Source organism: Variovorax sp. JS1663, assembly GCF_002157355.1.
Lineage (GTDB): Bacteria > Pseudomonadota > Gammaproteobacteria > Burkholderiales > Burkholderiaceae_C > Variovorax.
The window spans coordinates 30668-53722 of sequence record NZ_LYMK01000047.1; the positions used below are offsets into that span (position 1 = coordinate 30668).

At 68.2% G+C, this 23055-nt stretch carries 20 protein-coding genes; 8 read left to right on the forward strand and 12 right to left on the reverse strand.

The genetic code is table 11. The features are described from left to right. Positions 1-26 precede the first annotated feature (26 nt). On the forward strand, positions 27-998 hold the full coding sequence (locus A8M77_RS28570; protein WP_086924849.1) for a PDR/VanB family oxidoreductase: 972 nt from the start codon (positions 27-29) through the stop codon (positions 996-998). A gap of 28 nt (positions 999-1026) precedes the next feature. Next, positions 1027-2130, forward strand: coding sequence for a porin (locus A8M77_RS28575; protein ID WP_086924850.1), 1104 nt, complete (start codon positions 1027-1029; stop codon positions 2128-2130). Between the two features lie 31 nt (positions 2131-2161). Here the strand turns inward: A8M77_RS28575 and A8M77_RS28580 are convergent, their stop codons facing one another. The 6 genes from A8M77_RS28580 to A8M77_RS28605 all read right to left on the reverse strand — a co-directional run bounded on the left by A8M77_RS28580 (position 2162) and on the right by A8M77_RS28605 (position 10521). Next, positions 2162-2623: a hypothetical protein gene (locus tag A8M77_RS28580; protein ID WP_086924851.1), complete on the reverse strand. Its 462-nt coding sequence runs from the start codon at positions 2621-2623 to the stop codon at positions 2162-2164. A gap of 151 nt (positions 2624-2774) precedes the next feature. Further along, positions 2775-4067, reverse strand: coding sequence for an MFS transporter (locus A8M77_RS28585; protein WP_086924852.1), 1293 nt, complete (start codon positions 4065-4067; stop codon positions 2775-2777). A gap of 114 nt (positions 4068-4181) precedes the next feature. Continuing rightward, positions 4182-6905: a CoA-binding protein gene (locus A8M77_RS28590; RefSeq protein ID WP_086924853.1), complete on the reverse strand. Its 2724-nt coding sequence runs from the start codon at positions 6903-6905 to the stop codon at positions 4182-4184. Between the two features lie 13 nt (positions 6906-6918). After that, complete coding sequence (locus A8M77_RS28595; protein ID WP_086924854.1) at positions 6919-8205, reverse strand: ATP citrate lyase citrate-binding domain-containing protein; 1287 nt, start codon at positions 8203-8205, stop codon at positions 6919-6921. A gap of 138 nt (positions 8206-8343) precedes the next feature. Then, entirely contained in the window at positions 8344-9111 is a 768-nt protein-coding gene (locus tag A8M77_RS28600; protein WP_086924855.1) for a class II aldolase/adducin family protein, read from the reverse strand. 237 nt (positions 9112-9348) lie between these two features. Next, on the reverse strand, positions 9349-10521 hold the full coding sequence (locus A8M77_RS28605; RefSeq protein ID WP_086924856.1) for an ABC transporter substrate-binding protein: 1173 nt from the start codon (positions 10519-10521) through the stop codon (positions 9349-9351). Positions 10522-10733: 212 nt separating this feature from the next. Between A8M77_RS28605 and A8M77_RS28610 the strand changes: the two genes are divergently transcribed. After that, positions 10734-11165, forward strand: a complete 432-nt coding sequence (locus A8M77_RS28610) for a hypothetical protein (protein ID WP_086924857.1) — start codon at positions 10734-10736, stop codon at positions 11163-11165. A 3-nt stretch (positions 11166-11168) separates the two neighbouring features. On the opposite strand, the gene trmB is transcribed toward A8M77_RS28610, so the two are convergent. The 4 genes from trmB to A8M77_RS28630 all read right to left on the reverse strand — a co-directional run bounded on the left by trmB (position 11169) and on the right by A8M77_RS28630 (position 14920). Beyond that, positions 11169-11903 carry a tRNA (guanosine(46)-N7)-methyltransferase TrmB gene (gene trmB / locus A8M77_RS28615; protein WP_086924858.1) on the reverse strand — a complete coding sequence of 245 codons (735 nt, stop codon included), beginning with the start codon at positions 11901-11903 and terminating at the stop codon, positions 11169-11171. Next, entirely contained in the window at positions 11903-12820 is a 918-nt protein-coding gene (gene gluQRS, locus A8M77_RS28620; RefSeq protein WP_086924859.1) for a tRNA glutamyl-Q(34) synthetase GluQRS, read from the reverse strand. The genes trmB and gluQRS overlap by 1 nt, the downstream gene beginning before the upstream one ends. Before the next feature lie 14 nt (positions 12821-12834). Continuing rightward, on the reverse strand, positions 12835-13905 hold the full coding sequence (locus tag A8M77_RS28625; RefSeq protein WP_238137010.1) for an NAD(P)/FAD-dependent oxidoreductase: 1071 nt from the start codon (positions 13903-13905) through the stop codon (positions 12835-12837). Between the two features lie 61 nt (positions 13906-13966). Then, positions 13967-14920: a LysR family transcriptional regulator gene (locus tag A8M77_RS28630; protein ID WP_086924860.1), complete on the reverse strand. Its 954-nt coding sequence runs from the start codon at positions 14918-14920 to the stop codon at positions 13967-13969. A gap of 152 nt (positions 14921-15072) precedes the next feature. On the opposite strand from A8M77_RS28630, the gene A8M77_RS28635 reads away from it, so the two are divergent. The 4 genes from A8M77_RS28635 (at position 15073) to A8M77_RS28650 (ending at position 17893) form a co-directional block, all read left to right on the forward strand. After that, positions 15073-15774, forward strand: a complete 702-nt coding sequence (locus A8M77_RS28635; protein WP_086924861.1) for a pirin family protein — start codon at positions 15073-15075, stop codon at positions 15772-15774. 44 nt (positions 15775-15818) lie between these two features. Next, positions 15819-16259: a DoxX family protein gene (locus A8M77_RS28640; RefSeq protein WP_086924862.1), complete on the forward strand. Its 441-nt coding sequence runs from the start codon at positions 15819-15821 to the stop codon at positions 16257-16259. A gap of 128 nt (positions 16260-16387) precedes the next feature. Beyond that, positions 16388-16939, forward strand: coding sequence for a flavodoxin family protein (locus A8M77_RS28645; RefSeq protein WP_086924863.1), 552 nt, complete (start codon positions 16388-16390; stop codon positions 16937-16939). Positions 16940-16975: 36 nt separating this feature from the next. Continuing rightward, positions 16976-17893: a pirin family protein gene (locus tag A8M77_RS28650; RefSeq protein ID WP_086924864.1), complete on the forward strand. Its 918-nt coding sequence runs from the start codon at positions 16976-16978 to the stop codon at positions 17891-17893. A 91-nt stretch (positions 17894-17984) separates the two neighbouring features. Here A8M77_RS28650 and A8M77_RS28655 read toward each other — a convergent pair whose 3' ends face one another. Further along, positions 17985-18770, reverse strand: coding sequence for a sulfurtransferase (locus A8M77_RS28655; RefSeq protein ID WP_086924865.1), 786 nt, complete (start codon positions 18768-18770; stop codon positions 17985-17987). Between the two features lie 63 nt (positions 18771-18833). Between A8M77_RS28655 and dnaE the strand changes: the two genes are divergently transcribed. After that, entirely contained in the window at positions 18834-22334 is a 3501-nt protein-coding gene (gene dnaE / locus A8M77_RS28660; protein WP_086924866.1) for a DNA polymerase III subunit alpha, read from the forward strand. 21 nt (positions 22335-22355) lie between these two features. Here the strand turns inward: dnaE and tolA are convergent. Beyond that, positions 22356-23055 (reverse strand): cell envelope integrity protein TolA (tolA, locus tag A8M77_RS28665; RefSeq protein ID WP_143694790.1); only part of this gene is annotated, 700 nt, incomplete at its 5' end.

The window sequence follows — 23055 nt, forward strand, 5'->3', positions numbered from 1 at the left end:
GCCGCTCTTTCTGAAGGTCCATTGCCATGTCTTCCCCCACGCTGAACGCACTGGTGCATACCATGCGCTACGAGGCCGACGGCATCGTCAGCGTCGAGTTTCGGCCGTCATCGCCCGAGGTGGATTTCCCCGCCTTCGAGGCCGGCTCGCACATCGACCTGCACCTGCCCAACGGCCTGGTGCGCAGCTACTCGCTATGCAACCCCTGCAGCGACCGCCAGCGATACGTGGTCGGCGTGGCGAACGACCGCAAGAGCCGCGGTGGCTCGCGCTACGTGCACCAGCAGCTGCGCGTGGGCATGACGCTGCCGATCTCGGCGCCTCGCAACAACTTCAAGCTGGAGGAGGGCGCCGAGCGCTCGGTGCTGGTGGCCGGCGGTATCGGCGTGACGCCCATCTGGTGCATGCTGCAGCGCCTGGTCGCCATCGGCAAGCCGGTGGAGATGATCTACTGTGCGCGCAACCGCAAGGAGGCCGCCTTCTGCGATGCCATCGAAGCGCTCGCGAAGGAGCACGGCGTGGCGCTGCACTGGCACTTCGACGCCGACAAGGCCGCCCCGCCCGATCTCGCCGCTTTGCTGGCGGGCAAGGGTGCCGAGAGCCACTTCTACTGCTGCGGCCCGGGACCCATGCTCGACGCCTTCGAGAAGACCTGCGAGCAGCTCGGCTACGCCCATGCGCACGTCGAGCGCTTCGCTGCCGCGCACGTGGAGGCGCCCAGCGCCACCGAGACCTACGTGGTCGAGTGCGCGAAGAGCGGCAAGAGCGTGGAGGTGCCGCCCGGCAAGTCCATCCTCGACAGCCTGATCGACGCGGGCCTCAATCCCGATCACAGCTGCAAGGAAGGCGTGTGCGGCGCCTGCGAGACGAAGATCGTTTCGGCCGGCGAGATCGATCACCGCGACGGCATCCTCACCAAGGCGGAACGCGCCGCCAACAAGACCATGATGATCTGCGTCTCGCAGTGCAAGCGCGGTCCCCTGGTGCTGGACATCTAGTTTTCCAACTCTCGCTTCAACAAAACCAATGAAGAAAACTCTTGTGGCCGCGGCCGCATGCGCGGCTGCGGCCGGCGCATGCGCGCAAACCTCCGTGCAGGTGTTCGGCGTGATCGACACCGCCGTCACCTACACCACCGGCTCGGGCTACGGCTCCACGCACAAATGGCAATTGACGAACAGCGGCAACAGCTTCAGCCGCCTGGGCTTCCGCGGCACGGAGGACCTGGGGGGCGGCCTGGCCGCGGGCTTCTGGCTCGAGGCCGGGCTGCAGAGCGACAACGGCACCGGCTTCAACTCGAACACCAACAATCAGGCCAGCGGCGCGGCCGGCGTGGGCGCGATCAGCTTCAACCGCCGCTCCACGGTGAGCTTCTCCGGCCCCTTCGGTGAGTTGCGCCTGGGCCGCGACTACACGCCCACCTTCTGGAACACCGCGCTGTACGACCCCTTCGGCACCGGCGGCGGCATCGGCGCGAACCAGCTCTACTTCTCGGGCCTGGGTGGCCTGCTGGCTGCGACAGGTACGCGCGCGTCGAACAGCATCGGCTACTTCCTGCCGCCGAACCTGGGCGGCTTCTACGGGCAGGTGATGTATGCCATGGGCGAGAACGACAACCGCTCGGTGCTGCCGGGTACGCTGATCTCGAACCGCGATGACGGCAACTACGCGGGCATCCGCGTGGGCTGGCTCGGCGGGCCCGTCAACATCACCATCGCCACCGGCAAGACCCGCTACGCGACCGGCGACCTGCGCGTGTCGAACCTCGGCGCGTCCTATACCTTCGAGTCGCTCGGTGGGCTCAGGCTGATGGGCGAGTACTACACCGAGTCGCTGGGCGCGGTGGACGGCCGGGGCGCGCTGCTGGGCTTCATCCTGTCGGTGGGGGCGGGCGAGATCAAGGCCTCCTATGCGCGCTACAAGCGCGACCCGGTGGGCAGCGTGCCCGATCCCACGAGCGACAAGCTGGCGCTGGGCTACGTCTACAACCTGTCGAAGCGCACCGCGCTCTACGGCACGCTCGCCTACCTGCGCAACCGCAACGGTGCGACGCAGTCGCTCGCCGGTACGATCACCGCGGCGAACCGGGCCGCGCGCGGCACCGAGTTCGGGATCCGGCACAACTTCTAGCGGGGGGCCGGCCCGGTTGCGGGCTGGCCTGTCAGTCGAGGTAGTCGAGGAAGAGGGGCGTCACTTCCTGCAGGAAGCGCACCTCGCCCTCGGCGATGGCGCGCGGCTCCAGGTCGAAGTGGATGAAGGTGCCCCAGGGTGTGCCGTTCCTGCGCCGCAGCACGCGGCCGTAGTAGGACTCGATGAGGCCGGCGAGCGGACGGTTGTGCGTCAGCCGCGGATCGGCGGAGGCGTGATGGGTCAGGAATTCGCCCTCCCGGATCGCCCACTGGCAGAAGCTGCTGTCCAGCGGCACCGCCTTGAGCCAGGTGCGGTATTCGGACTGGCGGTCGTAGACGTGGGTCGCATGCATGGTCTCGCCGATCAGCTTGTAGAGGGCGGTGTAGCGGTAGGTGGCGCGGTCGTTGAGCAGGGCCAGTGCGGACCGGATGCCATGGTTGGCAAGGACCCTGCGAACCGCCTCGGTCTGGGCGGACAGATCAATCTCGAGCATGCGGGTATCGGGGAAAGCGGGTCGATGCAAAAGCGTCGATGCGCATTCTATGGAGGCCCACCTCCCGGTCTCCTGACCAAAAACCATGTCCCCGATCCCGTGGGGCGATTGAGCGGCGCGAGGCCGGTTGACCTCGGACGGGAGTCGCTGATCAGCGTGTCGGCCGGCGGTAGAGCATCAGCGTCGCCGCCAGCCCGCACGCCGCCGCGAAGCTCATCCAGAATGCCGGCGCCGCCTTGTCCGCCGTCGCCTCGATCAGCCAGGTCGACACCGCCGGCGTGAAGCCGCCGAAGACCGCAGTGGCCAGGCTGTAGGCGAGCGAGAAGCCGACCACGCGCACCTGCACCGGCATCACCTCGGTGAGCGCGACCACCATCGCGCCGTTGTACATGCCGAAGAGAAAAGAGAACCAAAGCAGCACATCCAGCAGCCGCCCGAAGCTGGGCGCGGCGGCCAGCCAGGACATGGTGGGATAGGCGGTGAGGATGGCCAGTACCGTCATCGCCACCAGCAGGGGCTTGCGGCCGATGCGGTCGGAGATCGCGCCGCCCACCGGCAGCCAGATGAAGTTGGAGACGGCCACCAGCAGCGTGACCACCAGGCTGTCCTTCGCGCTCAGGTGCAGCACGGTGCGGCCGAACGTGGGCGTGTAGACGGTGATCAGGTAGAAGGTGGCGGTGGTCATCGCCACCAGCAGCATGCCGGCCAGCACGATGCGCCAGTTCTGCCGCATCGAGGCCGCCACCTCCCGCGTGGTCGGATGGTGCGTGCGGGCCTGGAAGGCCTCGGTCTCCTGCAGCGAGCGGCGCAGCACGAAGATGCACGGGATGATCATGCAGCCGACGAAGAAGGGAATGCGCCAGCCCCAGGCTTCCAGCGCCGCCGGCGGCATGAGTTCGTTGAGCGCGAAGCCCAGCGCCGCCGCCAGCATGATCGCCACCTGCTGGCTGGCCGACTGCCAGGCCGTGTAGAAACCCTTGTGGCCGGGCGGGGCCATTTCCGACAGGTAGACCGAGACGCCGCCGAGCTCGGCCCCCGCGGAGAAGCCCTGCAGCAGCCGGCCGATCAGCACCAGCACGGGCGCGACGAAGCCGATGGCCGCATAGCCCGGCACGAAGGCGATCAGCACCGTGCCGCTGGCCATGATCGCCAGCGTGACGATCAGGCCTTTGCGGCGGCCGACCTCGTCGATGTAGGCGCCCAGCACGATCGCGCCGAGCGGCCGCATGAGGAAGCCGGCGCCGAAGACCGCGAAGGTCAGCATCAGCGAGGCGAAGTCGCTGCTGGTCGGGAAGAAAGCCTTGGCGATCGAGGTCGCGTAGAAGCCGAACAGAAAGAAGTCGAACTGCTCGAGGAAGTTGCCGCTGGTCACGCGCAGCACGGCGCCGAGCTTGGAGCTCGACGCAGGCGCAGGGGTGCCTTCGGCCAGGATGGCTGAACTCATGGGGGATCTCCAGTGGTGTATGAGGTTTTGCGGAGAATGGAAATGACCAGGGTCTGCAGACCCTATCTCAGGCGTGCTTGCGGCACCCTGACCAGCAGCTGAATTCGCGCCTGCTCAGGCCACGAACTTGCAAAGGGACGCCGCTGTGCGCGTGTCCATGTTGCGGCCGCGGTTCAGGTGGTCGTCGATCTCGGCGGCGCAGCCCAGCATGCGGGGGTAGAGGAAGATCGTGAAGGCGGCGGTCTCCAGCTCGCGCTCGCCGATCTGGCCCGACTGCAGCGGCTGCCACAGCATCTTGAGCAGCAGGGCTGCGATCACCGCGTCCACGTTCACGCAGTAGACGTTGCGCGAGACGCCGGCATCGAAGAGCTGCTGCACCAGCGCGCGGTAGAAGTCGTGGAACACGTTGTGGTCGCCGCGCGCCTCGCGCAGCTTCGCGATGAAGACCTCGCGCGGGTCGAAGTTGACCGGCTTGTCCTTGAAGACCGGGTGGTTCACGCCCGGCAGCTTGGCGATGTCGAGGCTGCCCACGCTCTTTTTCTGGGTCTTGTACTGCGCGTACTGCGCCACCGCCTTCTCGGCCAGCGCCTTCAGGTCGACGCCCGGATCGGCGGCGCCCGGATCGTCCAGGCCGCTGCCCTTGAACTGCTCGATCAGGTAGGCGATGCCCTCGTAGCCGTTGCCGCCGTGCGCATAGCCGGTGTGCGTGAGAAAGCCGACCAGCCCCTTGTTGAGCTGCACGCGCTCCGGCTGCTCGGGGCCGTCGGCCGAGACCGCGCCCTTGGCGCCCTGCGCCGAGATGGCGCCGGGGCCGTTGGTCAGCAGCAGGCCGACCAGGGTCTGGAAGGCGAACAGGTCGGCCTCGCCGGGGGTGTGGCCGAGCAGGGCGGCGAAGGCGATCTCGCCCAGGCTGAGTTCCTGCAGCATCCGCTGCTGCGCGAGGCCGCAGAAGCGGCCGTCCTCGTGCCGCGCCGCATCGGCGGAGGCGCCGATCAGCGTGCCGAAGAGCTGCAGCCACCACGGGAAGTTCGTCGCCGTGAGCAGCGAGATGCGCTTGCGCGAGAGCGGCCCCCAGGCCAGCGTGGCCGAGATTGCGGCCAGCACCGCGGCTTCGGTCGGATGGCCGGGCTGGCCCTGCAGCCAGCGCAGGAAGACGGAGCGGGCGCCGCGTGCCTGCACGCCGGCGAGCAGGGCCTGCGCGCGCGGATCGGGCGTGTCGGCCGTGAGCGCAGGCGCGCCGGCCGCATCGACCTTGGCGATGTCGAAGCTCTCGCTGAGCGAGGCGCCGAATTCGTTGCCCAGCTCGGCGGCATGGAAGCGCTCCAGCATGAAGCTCAATGCTTCACGCGCGGCCTGCTGGCGCTTCGGCCCGACGATCGCGGCCGCGGCGGCCAGCACCGCGTTGGGCGCGTTGCCGGCCTCGCGGCTGGCCTGCGCCGCGGCCAGCTCGGGCCGGCCGTGGAGGTTGACGTAGGCCGCGATCGCGGGGGCGATCAGCTTGCGATCGTTCTCGCCGCCGGCGTCGTGCACCAGGGCCAGCGCGACGTTCGATTCCAGCGGCAGCGTGGCCGCGTCCAGCATGCTGGTGCCGTGCAGGCTGCTGACCTGGGTCTTCGCATCCATCTGCGAGGCACCGGAGGCGTCCTTCATCGCCTGGCGCGGCACCACGCCGCCGACCTGCGTGTTGAGCAGCGCGACCTGCTCGTTGTAGGGCGCGAGGGCCTGGACGACCTGTGGTCTCAGTTCTTCCGGCAGGTCCAGGCCTTCATCGGAGCCGAACCACGGCTTGAGTGCGAGCGAACCTTCGGGCGCGAAGTCGGGCAGAGTCGCGTTGGCGCGCATCACGGCGGTGAGCGCGGCCGGGATGTGGGCGATGTTGGTCACCAGCGCGCCCTTGGCCGAGAAGGCGGGGTTGTCGGGCGTGAAGACGCCGTCGACGCCGAACTTCTCCATGAACCAGCGCTCCTTGGCCGTCGCGTCGTCCGAGCCGCCCGCCATCGCGCCGGCATGGCCCACGGCGCGGGTGAGTTTGCTCTTCCAGCGCCCGACCACGCAGGCCACCACCGGCTTGGTGAAATTCGCATCGAGCTCGTAGTAGCCGCCCGGCTCGCAGTACAGCACCGCGGCCTTGCTGCGTGCGTCGTTGGCCAGCGCGAAGGCGAACTCGGGCGCGGCGTAGTGGATGTAGACGTCCTTGCCGGAGGAGATCACGGTGGTGGTGCCCCAGCCCGCCATGCGCAGGTACTGCGCGATGGTGGTGGAGAAACCGCCCGAGTTGGAGAAGATCGCGATCGAGCCCGGCCGCAGCGAGTCGCTGGGCTTGTCGCCGCCCAAGGCGCCGCCGATGCGCACCTGGTTCCACGTGTCCGCCACGCCCAGGCCGTTGGCGCCGAAGATGTCGATGCCGTTGTGCTGGCCCATGGCGCGGATCTCGCGCGCGTCGTGCACCGCGATCTTCTCGGTGATGATGAAGATCTTGCGCAGGTCGGGGTTGACGCGGATCAGCTCGGCCACGCCGTCGCGCGCGGCCGAGGGCGGCAGGTACACCACGCCGCAGTTGAAACGGTGGCCGGCGGCCAGCCCGTCGCGCACGTTGTTGAAGACCGGGATATTGCCGATCGTCGTCTCCAGCACCGCGCCGCCCTTGCCGGGTGCGGTGCCGAAGACCACGTTGCCGCCCGAGTAGGCATGGCTCACCGGCGTCACCTCGCTCGATTCGCCGCCCAGGATGTTGAGCACGCAGACGCGGTCCTCGCGCGAGGCGACCTGCGTGAGCGAGCTGATGCCGACGTGGTACTTGAAATCGCCCACGCCCGTTTTCTGCCAGTTGGCTTGCATGTGCTGTTCTCCTTCAGGCGGCGGTGGTGGGCTGGATGCCGAGGCGCGCGGCAACCTGCTCGCGCCCGCCGTCCTTCATCCACGCATTGATCTTGCGGGCGAACTGGATCACCTCACTCATGTCGGAGTCGAAGCCGAAGAGCCGGTAGGGCAGGCCCAGCGCGTCGCAGGTGTCGCGCAGCGCGCCCATGCCGCGCACCAGGTTCGGCCCGCCGCGGCCCAGCACCACGTACAGGGGCGTAGGCCCGTGCTGGCTGAAGTGCTCGCGCAGCGCATCGGCCATGGCGCGCAGGGTCTCGAAGATGTCGGTGTTGTTGCTCTTGCCGCCGATGATGAAGAGCACGTTGGCCTGCTTCAGCCAATGCTTGAAGCAGATGCGCGCCACCTCCTTCATCTTCTCGTAGGGCGGGTTGCCGCCGAAGTCGGAGCTGATGATGGCGTCGTCGCCCAGCATTTCCGTCACCAGCGAGTTGGCGCCGCCGCCGAAGGTGGGGGCAAGCACCGTGCCCTTGTCGTTGATGACGTAGACGTCGCTCTGGCCCTGGTGCGTGCGCAGGGTGTTGATCTCCTGCTCGAAGTCGGAATAGTCGGCCGCGAACAGGTGCGGCGGCAGGCCCAGGCGCAGCCAGCGCGGGTCGTCGCGGTCGAAGCCGCACTTGAAGTCGCAGGCCACCGGCGTGAGGCGGCCCTTCTTGTCCTCGCGCATGCGTATCGGGTTGAGCTCCAGCGTGGTCATGCCGAAGTCGTGGAACAGCTCCCACAGCTTGGGCAACTGCTGCACCAGCGGCGAGATGATTTCCTTGGGCGCGCCGATCTCGCCCAGCGCGTTGGCCACCACGAAGGCCTTGAGGCCGGTGAGCGGATCGAAGGGGACCGTCGCGACCTGGGTCTTGTCGAGCTCCTCGATGTCCATGCCGCCCATGTGAGTGAGCGTCATGGTCGGCGCGCGGTAGCGCGTGGAGTCGGTGATCGAGAAATACACCTCGTGCTTGGCAGGCACGCCGGCCTCGAAGGTGACGCCGTTGGCCTTGGCCTTGACGTGGCCGACCTGGTGCTCAGCGAAGTAGAGGCGCTCCTTCTCGGCCAGTGCGGTCTTCAGGTCGCTGGCGCGGCCCAGCAGCCCGGCCTTGCCCTTCTTGCCGATGCCGCCCTTGAAGACGGGCTTGATGAAGACGAGCCCGTACTTGTCGATCAGCGCCTTGATCTCCTCTTCGCTGGCCGCGGGGCCCAGCACCTCGGTGGCCGGGAAGCCGGCGAAGTGCAGCAGCCGCGCGCCGTGCAACATGCCTGTGATCTGCATGGTCGATGTCTCCTGGTGGTGCGCGAACTGCGCCGTGGGCGGCCCGCGTGTCGGGCTCCTCGGAGAAATCGTAGAAATCGAAGCTGTCGATTCGCCGTCAGTGCGGTCAGGGTTTGTACGGGTCGGCCGGAAATGCAGTTACTGCTTGTAGCCCGGGTCGAGGCGGTCCAGCTTGCGGATGAGGGACGGCCATACGAACGCGCCGCCCAGCCCGCCGGTCTGCACCTTCATGGCCTGGCCCACGCCTTCGACGATGCGCGGGTCGACATGCGTGAGCTCGCCGCCGCCGGCCTGTGCGGCGATCTGGATCTGGCAGGTGTTCTCGAAGGTGTACATCGAGAGGAAGGCATCGGCGACGGTCTTGCCGACGGTGAGCAGGCCGTGGTTGCGCAGCATCAGGAAGTTGGCTTCGCCCATGTCGGCCTGCAGGCGCGGCTTCTCCTCGTCGCGGAAGGCGACGCCCTCGTAGTCGTGGTAGGCCAGGGAGGCGAGCACGAAGGTGGATTGCTGGCTGATCGGAAGCACCCCGTTCTTCTGCGCGCTCACGGCGATGCCAGCACGCGTGTGGGTGTGCAGCACGCACTGGATGTCGGGCCGCGCCGCGTGCACCGCGCTGTGGATCACGAAGCCGGCCGGATTCACGGGGTAGGGCGAAGTGATGATCTTGTTGCAGTCCTGGTCCACCTTGATCAGGCTGGAGGCCGTGATCTCGTCGAACATCAGGCCGTAGGGGTTGATCAGGAAGTGGTGCTCGGGCCCGGGCACGCGTGCGCTGATGTGGGTGAAGACGAGGTCGCTCCAGCCGTACAGCGCAACCAGGCGATAGCAGGCGGCGAGGTCGACGCGCAGCTGCCATTCCTCGGCGGAGACGAGCTTCTGGACTTCGGAGGGGGTGGTGGCGTTCATGGGGCTTCCTTCGGTGGGAGAGGCGGGCTTGCTTGCCGTCTGCATGGTGTGCCGCCACTGTAGACCCGTGCATGACGCTCAACTGTCAAGAATCGGACAATCCGGCGCCCTGGAAAACCCCGCCGGAACGCCTGGGGTGACCCGGCAGGCCTTGTCGAAGGAACTGGACGCGCTGGCCCGGGAGGGGTGATCGGGCTCGGTTCAGGGCTGTGAGGCGACTGGCGCGGGCTTGCGGCTTCAGCGCAGCACGCGCCCATCCGCCGTGATGCTGATCAGGTCGATCGTGCGCTGCGGATCCCGTAGTCCCGGCCGCAGGTTGATGCGAAAGCCTCCGACGTCATAGTCCGTCATGCCGGCCATCACGCGCTGCAGCGTGGCCGGCGTGAAGGCGCGCCCCGCGCGGCGAATCGCCTCGCCCACCGCCTTGGCGGCGATGAAGCCTTCGAGTCCCTCGTACGACGCCGTCTGGTCGGAGTTGTCGATGGCCGCGAGGTATTCCTTGACGATCGGGATGGCCGATGAGCGTGGCGAAGGCACCACCTGCGAGATCACGATGCCACGGATGTCCTTGCCCAGTTCGGCGTACAGCGGGTCGATGCCGACGATCGAGAAGGCCATGAAGCTCCCGCCGTAGCCGCTCTTGCGCAGCTTGCGGATCGCCTCGGCCGTGGTGCCGGAGAGCGATACCAGCACGATGGCCTGGGGCGAAGCGTTCTGCACGTCTCCCAGCGCGGCATCCAGCTTGTTGCCCGCCGGTGGCACGAGCGCCTTGGCCACCAGCGCGTCCATCTTCTGGTCGGCCAGGGCCTGCTCCACGGCCGCCAGGCCTGCACGGCCCATGGCATCGTCGTCGCCGACGAAGGCGATGCGCGTCTGCCCCACGGTCGCGCACTGGCGCACGATCTTGATGGCCTCGTCGGCCATGCTCGGGCGGACGTGGAACACATTGGGATGGGCCGCGCCGCGCAGTCTGTCGGCGGCGGCGAAGGGCGCGAACAGCACCGTGCCCTGCTGGGCCGCCGCGGTTGCGCCGGCTTCGCTGCTGGCGGTGCCGACGAAGCCGAACAGAAGGTCGGCCTTGTCGTTGACCAGCAGGGTGCGCGCGTTGGCGGCGGCGCGTTGGGCTTCATAGCCGTCGTCCAGCTGCAGCAGCTTGAGCTGCAGGCCGCTGGCCCCGTTGCCTTCGTTGAACCGGGTGGCGTACAGCCGGCAGCCGGCGGCAAAGGCCAGCCCGATCTCGCTGGCCGCGCCGGTCAAGGGGACCGACTGCCCCAGGACCACGGTGCGCGGCGCGGATCCTGCCGCACCTGCGGTCTGAGCGTGACCGATCCTGCCGGCGGCGGTCAGTCCGCCGCCCAGAAGCAGGGCCGTTCCGGCCCGGCCCAGTAAGTGCCTGCGTGACAGATCCATGATGAGACACCTTTCGCAACAAAGATCATAAAAATGTAGCAACTTCCGGGCCTCGGAGCGAGAGCGCACGGGGGGCATTTGGCGTTGCTGTCGCGCTGGAGCATCGATTTTTGTTAACTTTTGTTTTTCGTATGTGGCTTTTTGCACAAGGGAAAAGTGGACCCCGATGGCAACATTCCCGCTGGACTCCGGCTCGCCTCACGGCGATCGACATGAAGAAAAAACCCTCTGATCACACCCTTCTGGAAAGCGCTCTGGCGACCATCGAGCAGGTGCTGGCACGCGCCGACAGCGACATGCAGGGCGCGCCCTACCTGGGCCCTACGCTCAACCTGCCGCTGGATGCGCTGCCTGTGGCGGCCGACGGTGACAACCGCTTCCGCGTCAGCGCCGCGCAGTCGGCCATCAACCTCTGCCTGGGCTCGGCCGCGGCGCTGATCGACGTGAGCCAGGCGCTGATGAACCGCAGCGTGGACCGATCACCGCAGACGCTGGAACGCGAGTGGCAAGCCATCGTCGCCCACACCAAGATCGCCAGCCGCTCCGCCTATCGCGCGGCGCTCATCATGGCGGCGCAGAAGCACGTGCTGGCGGCCCAGGGCGAGCAGCAGTCCGAGAACGTCTACAGCGGGCTCACGCACTGAGCATCAGATGCGCCGGAAGACGAGGTCCCACACGCCGTGGCCGAGCTTCAGGCCGCGGTTCTCGAATTTGGTGAGCGGACGGTAGTCCGGCCGGGGCGCGTAGTCCGCAGCCATGTTGCGCAGCAGCGGCTCGCCTTGCAGCACCTCCAGCATCTGCTCGGCATAGGGCTGCCAGTCGGTGGCGCAATGCAGGTAGCCGCCGGGCGCAAGGCGCTGGGCCAGCTTGCGAACGAGGAGCGGCTGGATCAGGCGGCGCTTGTTGTGCCGCTTCTTGTGCCAGGGATCGGGAAAGAACACGTGCACGCCGGCCAGCATGCCGGGCTGCAGCATGTGGTCGACGACGTCGACCGCGTCGTGCGCGCAGATGCGGATGTTGGCGAGCTGCTGCTCGCCAATGCGCTTGAGCAGTGCCCCGACACCCGGCTCGTGGACTTCGCAGCACAGGAAGTTCTTTTCGGGCATCAGCGCGGCGATGTGCGCGGTGGCCTCGCCCATGCCGAAGCCGATCTCGAGGATGGTGGGTGCCGCGCGGCCGAAGGCGGCCTCGATGTCCAGCGGCGCGGCCTGGTAGGGCAGCAGGAACAGCGGCCCCAGCTCGGCGAAGGCGCGGGCCTGGCCCTCGGTGGTGCGTCCGGCGCGGCGCACGAAGCTCTTGAGGCGGCGGTGCAGGGGATGGGGCGACGGGTCGTCGGCAGACGGCTCCCCGTTGCGCGCAGGGTCGTGGGTGGGCAGGGTCATCACGGGCGCGGATTGTAGAGAGCGCGCCAGGGCTCGATCCATCCTGCCAGCGCTTCGACGGGTGTCGTCGCGTTCGTCGCGGGCAGGCCCAGCGCCCTGGCGGCGGCATCCAGTGCGGCCGTCGCGGCGGCCGGCGTGGCCGTGTCGACAGGCGCGGCGCCGTTCTGCTTGGACAGCTTCTCGCCGTCGGCGCCCAGTACCAGCGGCGTGTGCAGGTAGCGCAGCGCCGGCAGGCCCAGGGCCCGCTGCAGCAGGATCTGGCGCGCGGTGTTGTCGACCAGGTCTGCGCCGCGCACCACATCCGTCACGCCCTGGTCGGCATCGTCCACCACCACCGTGAGCTGGTAGGCCCAGGGGCCGTCGGCGCGCTGGAGCACGAAGTCGCCGACTTCGTGCGCGACGTCCTGGTATTGGCAGCCCAGGCGGCGGTCGGTCCAGCACAGCCGCTTCGAGGTCCGGGCCGCCTCGTACTGCTCGGTCGCAAAACGCCAGGCGCGCGGCATCTTGCCGTGCAGGCCCTCTCGGCAGGTACCCGGGTAGATGCGCTCGCCGTGCCGCTGATGCATCACGCCGCGCTTGGCCAGCGCCGCGTCGATTTCCCTGCGCGAGCAGCCGCAGGGGTAGGCCAGGTGCAAGGCCTTGAGGTGCTCCAGTGCGCGCGCATACAGCGCGCCGCGCCGGGTCTGCCACACCGGCGTTGCATCGGGCAGCAGGGCGCAGTCGGCCAACTGGGACAGGATGTGCTCGCCCATGCCGGGCAGGCAGCGCTCGGTATCGGCGTCCTCGATGCGCACCAGCCAGCGCGCCTGCGGGCCGCGCGCGCGCACGTCCAGCCAGCTCGCCAGCGCGGCGACCAGGGAGCCGGCATGCAGCGGCCCGGTGGGTGAGGGTGCGAAGCGGCCGACGGCTGTCGTCATCCACGCCCCTCGCTTCAGGCCAGTTTCAGCGCCAGCGTGAGGCCGGAGAGGAAGGCGTCTTCCACCCGGTGCCCCGTGCACCAGTCACCGGCCACACCGATGCGGGCCTTGGTGTCCCACAGGTGCGGTTCGCCCACGGGATGCTCGGTCTTCGCCTCGGGCCAGCAGCGCGTCTGTGCGTGCGAGGGGGTGGCACGGATGCCGGTGATCTCCGAGAAGGCGCGCAGCAGCTTGGCCTCGATGCGGGCCGAGTCGTCGCGCAGGTGCTCCTGCGACCACGCCGCGCTGGCCTGCAGGGTCCAGCGCTCGATGCGGTCGCGGCCGGGCTTGGAGGATTCGCGCGCCAGCCAGGCCACGCGGTGGTGGTTGCTGCGTGCGGCGTTCCACTGCGGGCCGAGGTATGAGAAGTCGGGCTGGTTGGCCTGCGGGAAGGCGATCATCAGCGTCCAGCAGGGCGCGATGCGCACGTCCTCGATCTTCTCGCGCAGCGCCGGCGACAGGCGCCCGCCATCGAGCAGTCCACGCGCCTGGCCCGGCGGCACCGTCAGCAGCACGCCATCGAAGCCCGAGTAGACGTGCTGCGCATCGCCATCGCCCGCAGTGCGCAGTTGCCAGCGCTTGGCATCGAGCGCGTCGGGCTCGATGGCGGTGACTCGGGTGCGCGTGATCAACGCATCGCCCAACGGAGCTGCCCAGTGCGCGACCAGGGCATCCATGCCGGGTTGGGCCACCCAGTGCTGCTCCATGCCGGGCAGCGCGGCCTCGGCCACTCGGCCGTGCGGGTCGAGCACCCGCACGAGGTTGGCGCTCCAGGGCCGGCAGATGGCGGTAGCGGTCTCGAGGGCACGCGCGAAGCGGGGATCGCGCACGGTGAAGTACTGGGCGCCGCTGTCGAAGCGGCCGAAGGGCGTCGACTCGCTGGCCATGCGGCCGCCCGGCGTGGCCTCGCGTTCGAAGACGCTGACCCGGTGCCCGGCCTGGACCAGGGTGCGGGCGCAGGCCACGCCCGCCATGCCGGCGCCGACGATGGCGTAGTGGCGCGGGGCGGTGGATCGGTGGCGGTCGGCGGGCGGGCGGAGGGTCATGGTGCTGTCTCGCAGTCGATGGTTGGACGGGCTTGGGGGGACTCTAACCCGGCGCGCGACCTCAACGGCCGCGATGGCGCTCCAGCAGTGCGCGGCGCGTGCCCTCGTGCTCGAACTGCTCGAGCCACCACTTGAGCGCGCGTCCCGGCTTGCCCGCCGTGCGTTCGCGCCAGGCGCAGTGCATGGTGGCCAGCGGCGGCGCGCGTTCGGTCTTGCGCTCGACCAGGTGGCCGGCTTCGATGTAGGGCCGCGCCATCGGTTCAGGCAGGAAGCCGCCACCCAGGCCGTGCAATTGCGCGGCGAGCTTGGCCTGCATGGTGGGCACCGTCAGCACGTCCTGCCCGCTGACCAGGTTGACCGTCATGCTCGGGCCGGCGCGCGAGGAGTCGGCCGCGGCGACGGCGCGATGCTGGCGAAGCACCGCATCGGACAATGGCCCTTCGATGCGCGCGAGCGGATGGTGCGGTGCCACCGCGTAGACGAATCGAAGATGCCCCAGCGGCCGGCTGCGGATGCCGGTGGCGCCGAAGGCGAGGCTGGAGGCGTCGAGCACCGCGCCGACGGCGAGGTCGGCCTCGCCGCTGCTCAGCGCCTCGATGGTGCCGAGCAGCGTTTCGTCGCGCAGCTTCAGGCGGGTGGGCGGGTCAAGGGCGAAGAACGCGGTGGCGAGGTCGAGCATCGGGTCGCGCGCGATCACGCTGTCGATGGCGATGGTGAGCATCGGTTCCCACCCGGTGGCGACGCGCTTGACGCGGTTGGCCACCGCGTCGATTTCGTTCAGCAGCCAGGAAGCTTCGCGCAGCAGTTCCGCGCCGGCCTCGGTGAGGCGGGCCTGGCGGGCGCTGCGGTCGAACAGGAGCACGTCCAGCGCATCCTCTATCTGGCGCACGCGGTAGCTCAGGGCGCTGGGAACCAGGTCCAGCCGGCGCGCCGCGGCGGCGAAGCTGCCGGTGTCGACCACCGTCTGGAGCATGGCCAGGGCGTCGGGCGTGAGGACGTCGCGGGGGCTGTGCATGGCCGATCAGCATTCAAATAAATTGAATGATGCCATCAAATCCAGACGCTTTTGCTTCAAGGGTCGCGACCTAAAGTCTTGCTCATCCGCTGCGCATGCGGCGCGGCATACCAAGGCTCCCGAGGCAAGACGCCCGGAGCAGGAGTTCAATGATGTTGAAGGTTCGCAAGTCCCAGGAACGCGGTTATGCCGATCACGGCTGGCTGCGGTCGTTTCACAGCTTCTCTTTCGCAGGCTACTACGACCCGGCCCACATGGGCTGGGGCAACCTGCGGGTGATCAACGAGGACCGGGTGGCGGCCGGTGCAGGCTTCGGCACCCACGGCCACAAGGACATGGAGATCATCAGCTACGTGCTCTCGGGCGAGCTGGCGCACAAGGACAGCATGGGCAACGTGGAGTCGATCCCGCCCGGCGACGTGCAGCGCATGAGCGCCGGCCGGGGCGTGATGCACAGCGAGTTCAACCACAAGCCCGACCAGACCACGCACTTCCTGCAGATCTGGATCGAGCCGAACGTGCGCGGCATCGCCCCGGGCTACGAGCAGAAGAGCTTCAGCGAGGCCGACAAGCGCGGCCGTCTGCGCCTGGTGGCCTCGCCCGACGGTGCGGACGGCTCAGTGCTGGTGCATGCCGATGCGCGCCTGTACGCCGGCCTGCTGGACGGCCAGGAGCAGGCCGAGCTGACGCTGGACCCCTCGCGCAAGAGCTACGTGCACCTGGTCAGGGGCGAGCTCGAGGTCAACGGCACGCGCCTTGCAACCGGCGACGCGGCGCTGATCGAGGGCGAATCGCAGCTCAAGCTCGGTGACGGCAAGGAGGCCGAGGTGCTCGTGTTCGACCTGGCAGCTTGAAGCCCGCTTTCTTTTTTCTTTCATCAACCTGAGGAGTTCGTTCCATGTCCACCACCACTGCATCGGCCTACGCCGCCCCTGCAACCTCCAGCGCCTCGCAGGACGTTCTGGCCCTCGTCGGCCGCGTGCTGATCGCGCTGCTGTTCGTTCCCGCCGGTTTCGGCAAGCTCATGGGCTTCGCCGGCACCGTCGGCTACATCGGCTCGGTCGGGCTGCCGCTGCCGCAACTGGGCGCAGCGATCGCGGTCATCGTGGAGATCGGCGTCGGCCTGGCCTTCCTGGTCGGCTACAAGACGCGCATCGCGGCGATCGTGCTGGCGCTGTTCACCGTCGCGGCCAGCGTGTTCTTCCACAACTACTGGGCCCTGCCGGCGGACAAGGCCTTCGTGAACCAGCTGATGTTCTTCAAGAACATCGCGGTCGCGGGAGGCCTGCTGGCCTTCGTCGCCTTCGGCGCCGGCCGCTTCAGCATCGATCGCCGCTGAGCCCGATCGAAGAGAATGAGCGCCGCCGGGCAATCGCCCCGGCGGCGCTTTTTCATGCGCAGGGGATTCCATGAACCGCCGGGCCGTTCCCACGGCGAATACCGGCGCGCGCAGCGCGGAGGTTATCTATGAGCGAGATCGTCGTCGTCTTCCATTCGGGCTATGGCCACACCCAGCGCGTCGCGCAGTCGGTGGCCGACGGCGCCAATGCTCAACTGCTGCAGATCGACGCCGACGGCAACCTGCCGGCCGGCGGCTGGGAACTGCTGGCCGCGGCCGACGCCATCGTCATGGGCTCGCCCACCTACATGGGCGGGGTCAGCTGGCAGTTCAAGAAGTTTGCCGATGCGTCCTCCAAGGTCTGGTACGTGCAGGGCTGGCGTGGCAAGCTGTTCGCCGGCTTCACCAACAGTTCCGGCATGAACGGCGACAAAGACGCGACCCTCACGTACCTGTGGCACTTCGCCAGTCAGCATGGCGGACTGTGGGTGCCGCTGGGCATCCCGCCCAGCCATGACAAGGCGGCGCGCCGCGATTCGCTCAACTATGTCGGCGGCTACGCCGGCCTGCTCACCACCTCGCCCACCGATGCCAGCCCGGCCGAGATGGCCAAGGGCGACCTGGAGACCGCCTTCGCCTTCGGCGAGGAGGTGGCCCGGGTGGCTGCATCGCGCCGCTGAACCCGGCCCCATCGAACAATCCCACGGAGAATCATCATGAACGAACCATTGCTGCAACTGCAGCCGCACGACAAGGACCTGGGCGGCGGCTTCAAGGTCCGGCGCCTGCTGCCCGCGGCGAAGCGGCGCTCGGTCGGCCCCTTCGTCTTCTTCGACCATTTCGGTCCGGCCACCGAAACGCCGGGCAACGAGCACGACGTGCGCCCCCATCCGCACATTGGGCTGGCGACGGTCACCTACTTGTTCGAGGGCGCGATGATGCATCGGGACAGCCTCGGCGTGGTGCAGGAGATCCGCCCGGGCGCGATCAACTGGATGACGGCCGGCCGCGGCATCGTGCACTCGGAGCGCAAGCCCGAGCATCTGCTGGATGCGACCTACGTCAACCACGGCCTGCAGCTCTGGGCTGCGCTGCCGCAGGCGCACGAAGAAGTCGAGCCGAGTTTCGCGCACACCGCGGCGGATGAAATCCCGGCTGTCGAAGTGCAGGGCACGGCGGTTCGGGTGCTGGTGGGCGAGGCCTTCGGTGCTCGCTCACCGGTCAAGACTTTCTCGAACACGCTCTACCTGGATCTGGCCTTGCCATCCGGCGCGCGCTTCGAGCTGCCCCCGCTGGCCGCGGAGATGGCGCTCTATCCGGTCGATGCGGGGCTGCGACTGGACGGAGCGCCGGTGGCACAGCACACCATGTCGGTGCTGCCCGAAGGCCAGGCTGTCTTGATCGAGACGGATGGTGCAGTGCGCGCCGTTGTCATCGGCGGCGAGCCGCTGGACGCGCCGCGCTACATCACCTGGAACTTTGTCTCCAGCCGGCGCGAGCGCATCTTGGAGGCGGGTGAGGACTGGGCCGCGCAGCGCATGGGCCACGTGCCCGGCGAAAGCGAGTTCATCCCGCTGCCGGGCCATCCTTTCAAGGTGCAGGCGCCGCCGGATACCGGCACCACGCCGGTGTGAGCCCAGGCCGCCGCCGGGCCGCCCCGAGGCGGCCTGCGGCCCCCTCGGGGGGCAGCGACCCACACGAAGTGGGGGCGCTTGGGGGGGCATCTCAACGCTTGATCGCGAGGTCTGGGTCTTCCTGCGCCCGGGCGCTGATTCCGTTCGCGCGCGGGCGCAGATCCGGCGCCAGCGCCTCGCGGCCATCGAACACGAAGCATTCGCCGCGGTAGTGGGCGCCGCCTACCTCCTCGAAATACTTGAGGATGCCGCCCTCGAGCTGCAGTACGTCGGCCACACCTTCCTCGCGCATCAGGATAGCCGCCTTCTCGCACCGGATGCCGCCGGTGCAGAAGCTCACCACCGTCTTGCCGGCCAGTTGTTCGCGATGATCGCGCAGGGCCTGCGGGAATTCGGTGAACTTCCTGATGCGCCAGTCGATGGCGCCCTCGAAGCTGCCGTGCTCCACCTCGAAGGCGTTGCGCGTGTCGAGCAGCACGATCGGCCGGCCGGCGTCGTCGTGGCCCTGGTCCAGCCAGCGTTTGAGCGTGGGTGCATCGACGCCTGGCGCGCGGCCGGCCGCGGGGCGGATGGCGGGATGGTCCATGCGGATGATCTCGCGCTTGAGCTTGACCAGCATGCGGCGGAAGGGCTGGGCCTCGGACCAGCTTTCCTTGGTTTCAAGGCCGGCAAAGCGCGGGTCGGCGCACAGCTCTTCAAGGAAGGTCCGGACACTGGCCTCGGTGCCGGCGACGAACAGGTTGATACCCTCCGGCGCGAGCAGGATGGTGCCCTTGAGTGCCAGCGCATGCGTGCGTGCGCGCAACGCCTCGCGCAGGGCTTGCCCATCCTCGATCGGCACGAAACGGTAAGCCGCGATATTCAAAATCTTTTGCACGGCCGGGGATTGTAGGGATCACCAACTCACAGGGTGGAAGGGGGGCTTTCTACAATCGAGCCCATGTTCGTTCACCTGCGCCTGCACACCGAGTTTTCCGTCGTCGACGGCACCAACCGCATCGACGAAGCCGTCAAGGCCGCCGCCGCCGACAAGCAGCCGGCGCTGGCGATCACGGACCTCAACAACATCTTCGGCGGCGTCAAGTTCTACAAGGAAGCGCGCGGCAAGGGCGTCAAGCCGGTGCTGGGCGCCGAAGTCTTCGTGGACGGCCTGGGCAGCGAACCCGGCATCCTCAGCCGCATCGTGCTGCTGGTACAGAACTTCGAAGGCTATCTGCACCTGTCGGAGCTGCTGGCGCGCGCCTGGACCCAGAACGTGGGCCGCGGGCAGGCGCAGGCCGTGTGCAAGCTGGAATGGCTGCAGGAGCTGCAGGGCGGCCTGATCGCGTTGTCCGGCGCGCAGGCCGGCCCGTTGGGCGCGCCGTTGCTGCAAGGCCAGGCCGAGCGCGCGGCCGAGCTCGCGCTGCAGCTGGCAGGGCTTTTTCCGCATCGCTTCTACATCGAACTGCAACGTGCCGGCCGGCCCGAGGACGCGCCGCACGTGGTGGCCGCGGTGCAACTGGCCGCCCGTTTGAACCTGCCGGTGGTCGCTACCCATCCGGTGCAGTTCGCCACCGCCGAGGACTTCGAGGCGCACGAGGCGCGCGTGTGCATCGCCGAGGGCGAGATCCTCGGCAATCCGCGCCGGGTGCGCCGCTTCACGCAGGAGCAGTACTTCAAGTCCTCGGTCGAGATGGAGCAGCTCTTCGCCGATGTGCCGAGCGCGATCGCCAACACGGTGGAGATCGCCAAGCGCTGCAACCTGACGCTGACGCTGGGCAAGCCGCAGTTGCCGAATTTCCCCACGCCCAACGGCATGCCGATGGAGGAGTACTTCCGCCATGCCTCCTTCGAAGGCCTGGAAGAACGGCTCGCGCATCTCTACCCCGACACCGCGAAGCGCGATGCCGAGCGGCCGCGCTACGTCGAACGCCTGGAGTTCGAGATCAACACCATCCTCAAGATGGGCTTCCCGGGCTACTTCCTGATCGTGGGTGACTTCATCAACTGGGCCAAGCAGAACGGCTGCCCGGTGGGCCCGGGCCGGGGCTCGGGCGCCGGTTCGCTGGTGGCCTATGCGCTGAAGATCACCGACCTCGATCCGCTCGAATACAAGCTGCTGTTCGAGCGCTTCCTGAATCCCGAGCGCGTGTCGATGCCCGACTTCGACATCGACTTTTGCCAGGGTAATCGCGACCGCGTGATCGACTACGTCAAGCAGAAGTACGGCCGGGACGCGGTGAGCCAGATTGCGACCTTCGGCACCATGGCCGCGCGCGCCGCCATCCGCGACGTGGGCCGGGTGCTGGACATGAGCTACACCTTCTGCGACGGCATCAGCAAGCTGATCCCTAACAAGCCGGGCATGTCGGTCACGCTGCAGTACCCGCCGGTGCCGAAGGTCGAGGGCGACAAGAACAACTACGCCATCGAGATGGAGCCGCAGCTGGCGGCGCGCATCGAGAAGGAAGAAGAGGTCAGGACCGTCGTCGAGATGGCGCAGAAGCTCGAGGGCATGACGCGCAACATCGGCATGCACGCCGGCGGCGTGCTGATCGCGCCGGGCAAGCTCACCGACTTCTGCCCGCTCTACCAGCAGCCGGGCAGCGACTCGGCGGTGAGCCAGTACGACAAGGACGACGTGGAGGCCATCGGCCTGGTGAAGTTCGACTTCCTGGGCCTGGCAACGCTGACCATCCTGGAGATCGCCAAGGAGTTCATCGTCAAGCGCCACAAGGGCCAGGAAAACTTCGCCTTCGAGAATATCCGCCTGGACGACACGCCGACCTACAAGCTCTTCGCCGAAGGCAAGACCGAGGCCGTGTTCCAGTTCGAATCGCGCGGCATGCAGGGCATGCTGAAGGACGCTCGGCCGACCCGGCTGGAAGACCTGATCGCGCTGAACGCGCTGTACCGCCCGGGTCCGATGGACCTGATCCCCAGCTTCGTGGCCCGCAAACACGGCCGCGAGCCGGTGGAGTACCCGCACCCGATGGTGGAGGAGATGCTCTCCGAGACCTACGGGATCATGGTCTACCAGGAGCAGGTGATGCAGACCGCCCAGATCCTGGGCGGTTACTCGCTCGGCGGCGCCGACCTGCTGCGTCGCGCGATGGGCAAGAAGAAGGCCGAGGAGATGGCCGAGCACCGCAAGATCTTCCGTGCGGGCGCGGCCAAGAACGGCATCAGCGAGGAGAAGGCCGACGAGATCTTCGACCTGATGGAGAAGTTCGCGGGCTACGGCTTCAACAAGTCGCACGCCGCGGCCTACTCGCTGCTGGCCTATCACACGGGTTGGCTCAAGGTCCACTACACGGCCGAGTTCTTCTGCGCCAACATGACCGTGGAAATGGACGACACCGACAAGCTCAAGGTGTTGTTCGAGGACGCGCAGAAGAATTTCGGCATGACCTTCGAGCCGCCGGACGTGAACCGCGGCAACTACCGCTTCGAGCCGGTGACCGACAAGGTGATCCGTTACGGTCTGGGCGCCGTCAAGGGTACCGGCCAGCTGGCGGTGGAGGCGGTGGTGCGGGCGCGGGAGGAGGGCGGCCCGTTCAAGAGCTTGTTCGACTTCTGCGTGCGGGTGGACCGCCAGCGCATCAACAAGCGCACGGTGGAAGCGCTGATCAAGGCCGGCGCCTTCGATGCGCTGCAGCAGAACCGCGCGGCGCTGGTGGCCTCCATCGACCGCGCCTTCGAATTCGCCAGCGCGACCGAGGCCAATGCGGCGCAGGCTGACATCTTCGGCGATTGCGAGCACGGCTCGGCCACACAGGAGCCGGAGCTGGTCGATGCCACGCCCTGGGGCGTGAAGGAGCGCCTGACGCTGGAGAAGACGGCGATCGGCTTCTATCTCTCGGGCCACCTGTTCGACGAGGTGGCGCACGAGGTGCGGCGCTTCTGCAAGCGCGAGATCGACGATCTGATCGACAGCCGCGAGCAGCAGGTGATCGCCGGCATCGTGAGCGACATGCGCGTGATCAACGGCCAGCGCGGCCGGCTCGCGATCTTCAAGCTCGACGACAAGTCGGCCTCCATCGAGGCCACGGCCGACGAGGCGCTGATCAACAACAACCGCAACACGCTGAAGGACGACGAGCTGGTCATCGTCAGCGGCCGCCTGCAGCCCGGCCGCGGCGGCTTCGAGGCGCGCTTCCAGGTGCAGCAGGTCTGGGACCTGGCGACCGCGCGCTGCCGCTTCGGCAAGTTCCTGCGGGTGGCGGTCAACGGCAAGGCACCCGACATCGCGCGCCTGGTGCGCGAGTTTCCGCCGCGCACCGAGCAGAGCGAGCACGGCGAGCTGCTGCAGGGCCTGGGCGTGCGCCTGTCGATGGCGCGCAACGGCGCGCAGGTGGAGCTGCAGCTGGGCGAGCGCGCCAAGTTCTTTCCCACCGATGCGGCGCTGGCCAGTTGGATGGCGCAGGCCGAGGCGGGCAAGGCGACGGTGGTGTACGAATGACGGCGGCGCCGTCGATCTCTCTCAGCGCTTCGGCCGCAGCGTGACGATCAGGCGCGGCGGCACGGTGCCGTCGACGTCGCGCGGCAGCTTCTCGGTCTTCTGCAACGCGCGCAGCGCGGCTTCGTCCCAGTTGCCGAGGCCGCTGCTCTTCACCAGCGCTGGCGTTCCGACGATGGTGCCGTCCGGCGCGAGGCGCACATCGAACTCGGCGCCCGGGTTGCCGTTGACCAGATCGGCCTCGGGGAACACCACGTTGGGCCGCACGGCCGCCGCCACCTTGCCGCCGTAGCTGCCGGAAGGCCCCGAGGAGCGCGCGGCATTGCCTTCGCCGCCGGTGCCTGCCATGGCCTGCATGCGCTTGAGGGTGGCGGCGCGATCGGCCGCGGCCTGCGCGGCGGCCTTGGTCTCGGCCTCCTTCTTCTTCGCGGCCTCGGCCTCCTGCTTTTTCTTCGCCTCCGCCAGTTTCTGCTGCTGTTCCTTCTTGCGCTCGGCCTCTTCTTCGGCGCGCTCGCGCTCGCGTTCCCTGGCTTCCCGTTCCTTCTTGTCCTGCGCGGCCTTGCGGGCGGCCTCGAGCTTCTTCTGTTGCTGGCGTTCCAGCTCTTCCTCGCGCTCGCGTTCCCTCTGCTCCTTGAGCTTCTTCTCGCGCTCCAGCGCGATGTCCGGCTGCTTGGGCGGCGGCGGTGGTGGCGTCGGTGCCACGGCACGCGGCGCGGCCTGCTGC

Coding starts and splice junctions, on each gene's coding strand:
- A8M77_RS28570 (WP_086924849.1), top strand. CDS start 27: ATGTCTTCCCCCACGCTGAACGCACTGGTGCATACCATGCGCTACGAG.
- A8M77_RS28575 (WP_086924850.1), top strand. CDS start 1,027: ATGAAGAAAACTCTTGTGGCCGCGGCCGCATGCGCGGCTGCGGCCGGC.
- A8M77_RS28580 (WP_086924851.1), bottom strand. CDS start 2,623: ATGCTCGAGATTGATCTGTCCGCCCAGACCGAGGCGGTTCGCAGGGTC.
- A8M77_RS28585 (WP_086924852.1), bottom strand. CDS start 4,067: ATGAGTTCAGCCATCCTGGCCGAAGGCACCCCTGCGCCTGCGTCGAGC.
- A8M77_RS28590 (WP_086924853.1), bottom strand. CDS start 6,905: ATGCAAGCCAACTGGCAGAAAACGGGCGTGGGCGATTTCAAGTACCAC.
- A8M77_RS28595 (WP_086924854.1), bottom strand. CDS start 8,205: ATGCAGATCACAGGCATGTTGCACGGCGCGCGGCTGCTGCACTTCGCC.
- A8M77_RS28600 (WP_086924855.1), bottom strand. CDS start 9,111: ATGAACGCCACCACCCCCTCCGAAGTCCAGAAGCTCGTCTCCGCCGAG.
- A8M77_RS28605 (WP_086924856.1), bottom strand. CDS start 10,521: ATGGATCTGTCACGCAGGCACTTACTGGGCCGGGCCGGAACGGCCCTG.
- A8M77_RS28610 (WP_086924857.1), top strand. CDS start 10,734: ATGAAGAAAAAACCCTCTGATCACACCCTTCTGGAAAGCGCTCTGGCG.
- trmB (WP_086924858.1), bottom strand. CDS start 11,903: ATGACCCTGCCCACCCACGACCCTGCGCGCAACGGGGAGCCGTCTGCC.
- gluQRS (WP_086924859.1), bottom strand. CDS start 12,820: ATGACGACAGCCGTCGGCCGCTTCGCACCCTCACCCACCGGGCCGCTG.
- A8M77_RS28625 (WP_238137010.1), bottom strand. CDS start 13,905: ATGACCCTCCGCCCGCCCGCCGACCGCCACCGATCCACCGCCCCGCGC.
- A8M77_RS28630 (WP_086924860.1), bottom strand. CDS start 14,920: ATGCACAGCCCCCGCGACGTCCTCACGCCCGACGCCCTGGCCATGCTC.
- A8M77_RS28635 (WP_086924861.1), top strand. CDS start 15,073: ATGTTGAAGGTTCGCAAGTCCCAGGAACGCGGTTATGCCGATCACGGC.
- A8M77_RS28640 (WP_086924862.1), top strand. CDS start 15,819: ATGTCCACCACCACTGCATCGGCCTACGCCGCCCCTGCAACCTCCAGC.
- A8M77_RS28645 (WP_086924863.1), top strand. CDS start 16,388: ATGAGCGAGATCGTCGTCGTCTTCCATTCGGGCTATGGCCACACCCAG.
- A8M77_RS28650 (WP_086924864.1), top strand. CDS start 16,976: ATGAACGAACCATTGCTGCAACTGCAGCCGCACGACAAGGACCTGGGC.
- dnaE (WP_086924866.1), top strand. CDS start 18,834: ATGTTCGTTCACCTGCGCCTGCACACCGAGTTTTCCGTCGTCGACGGC.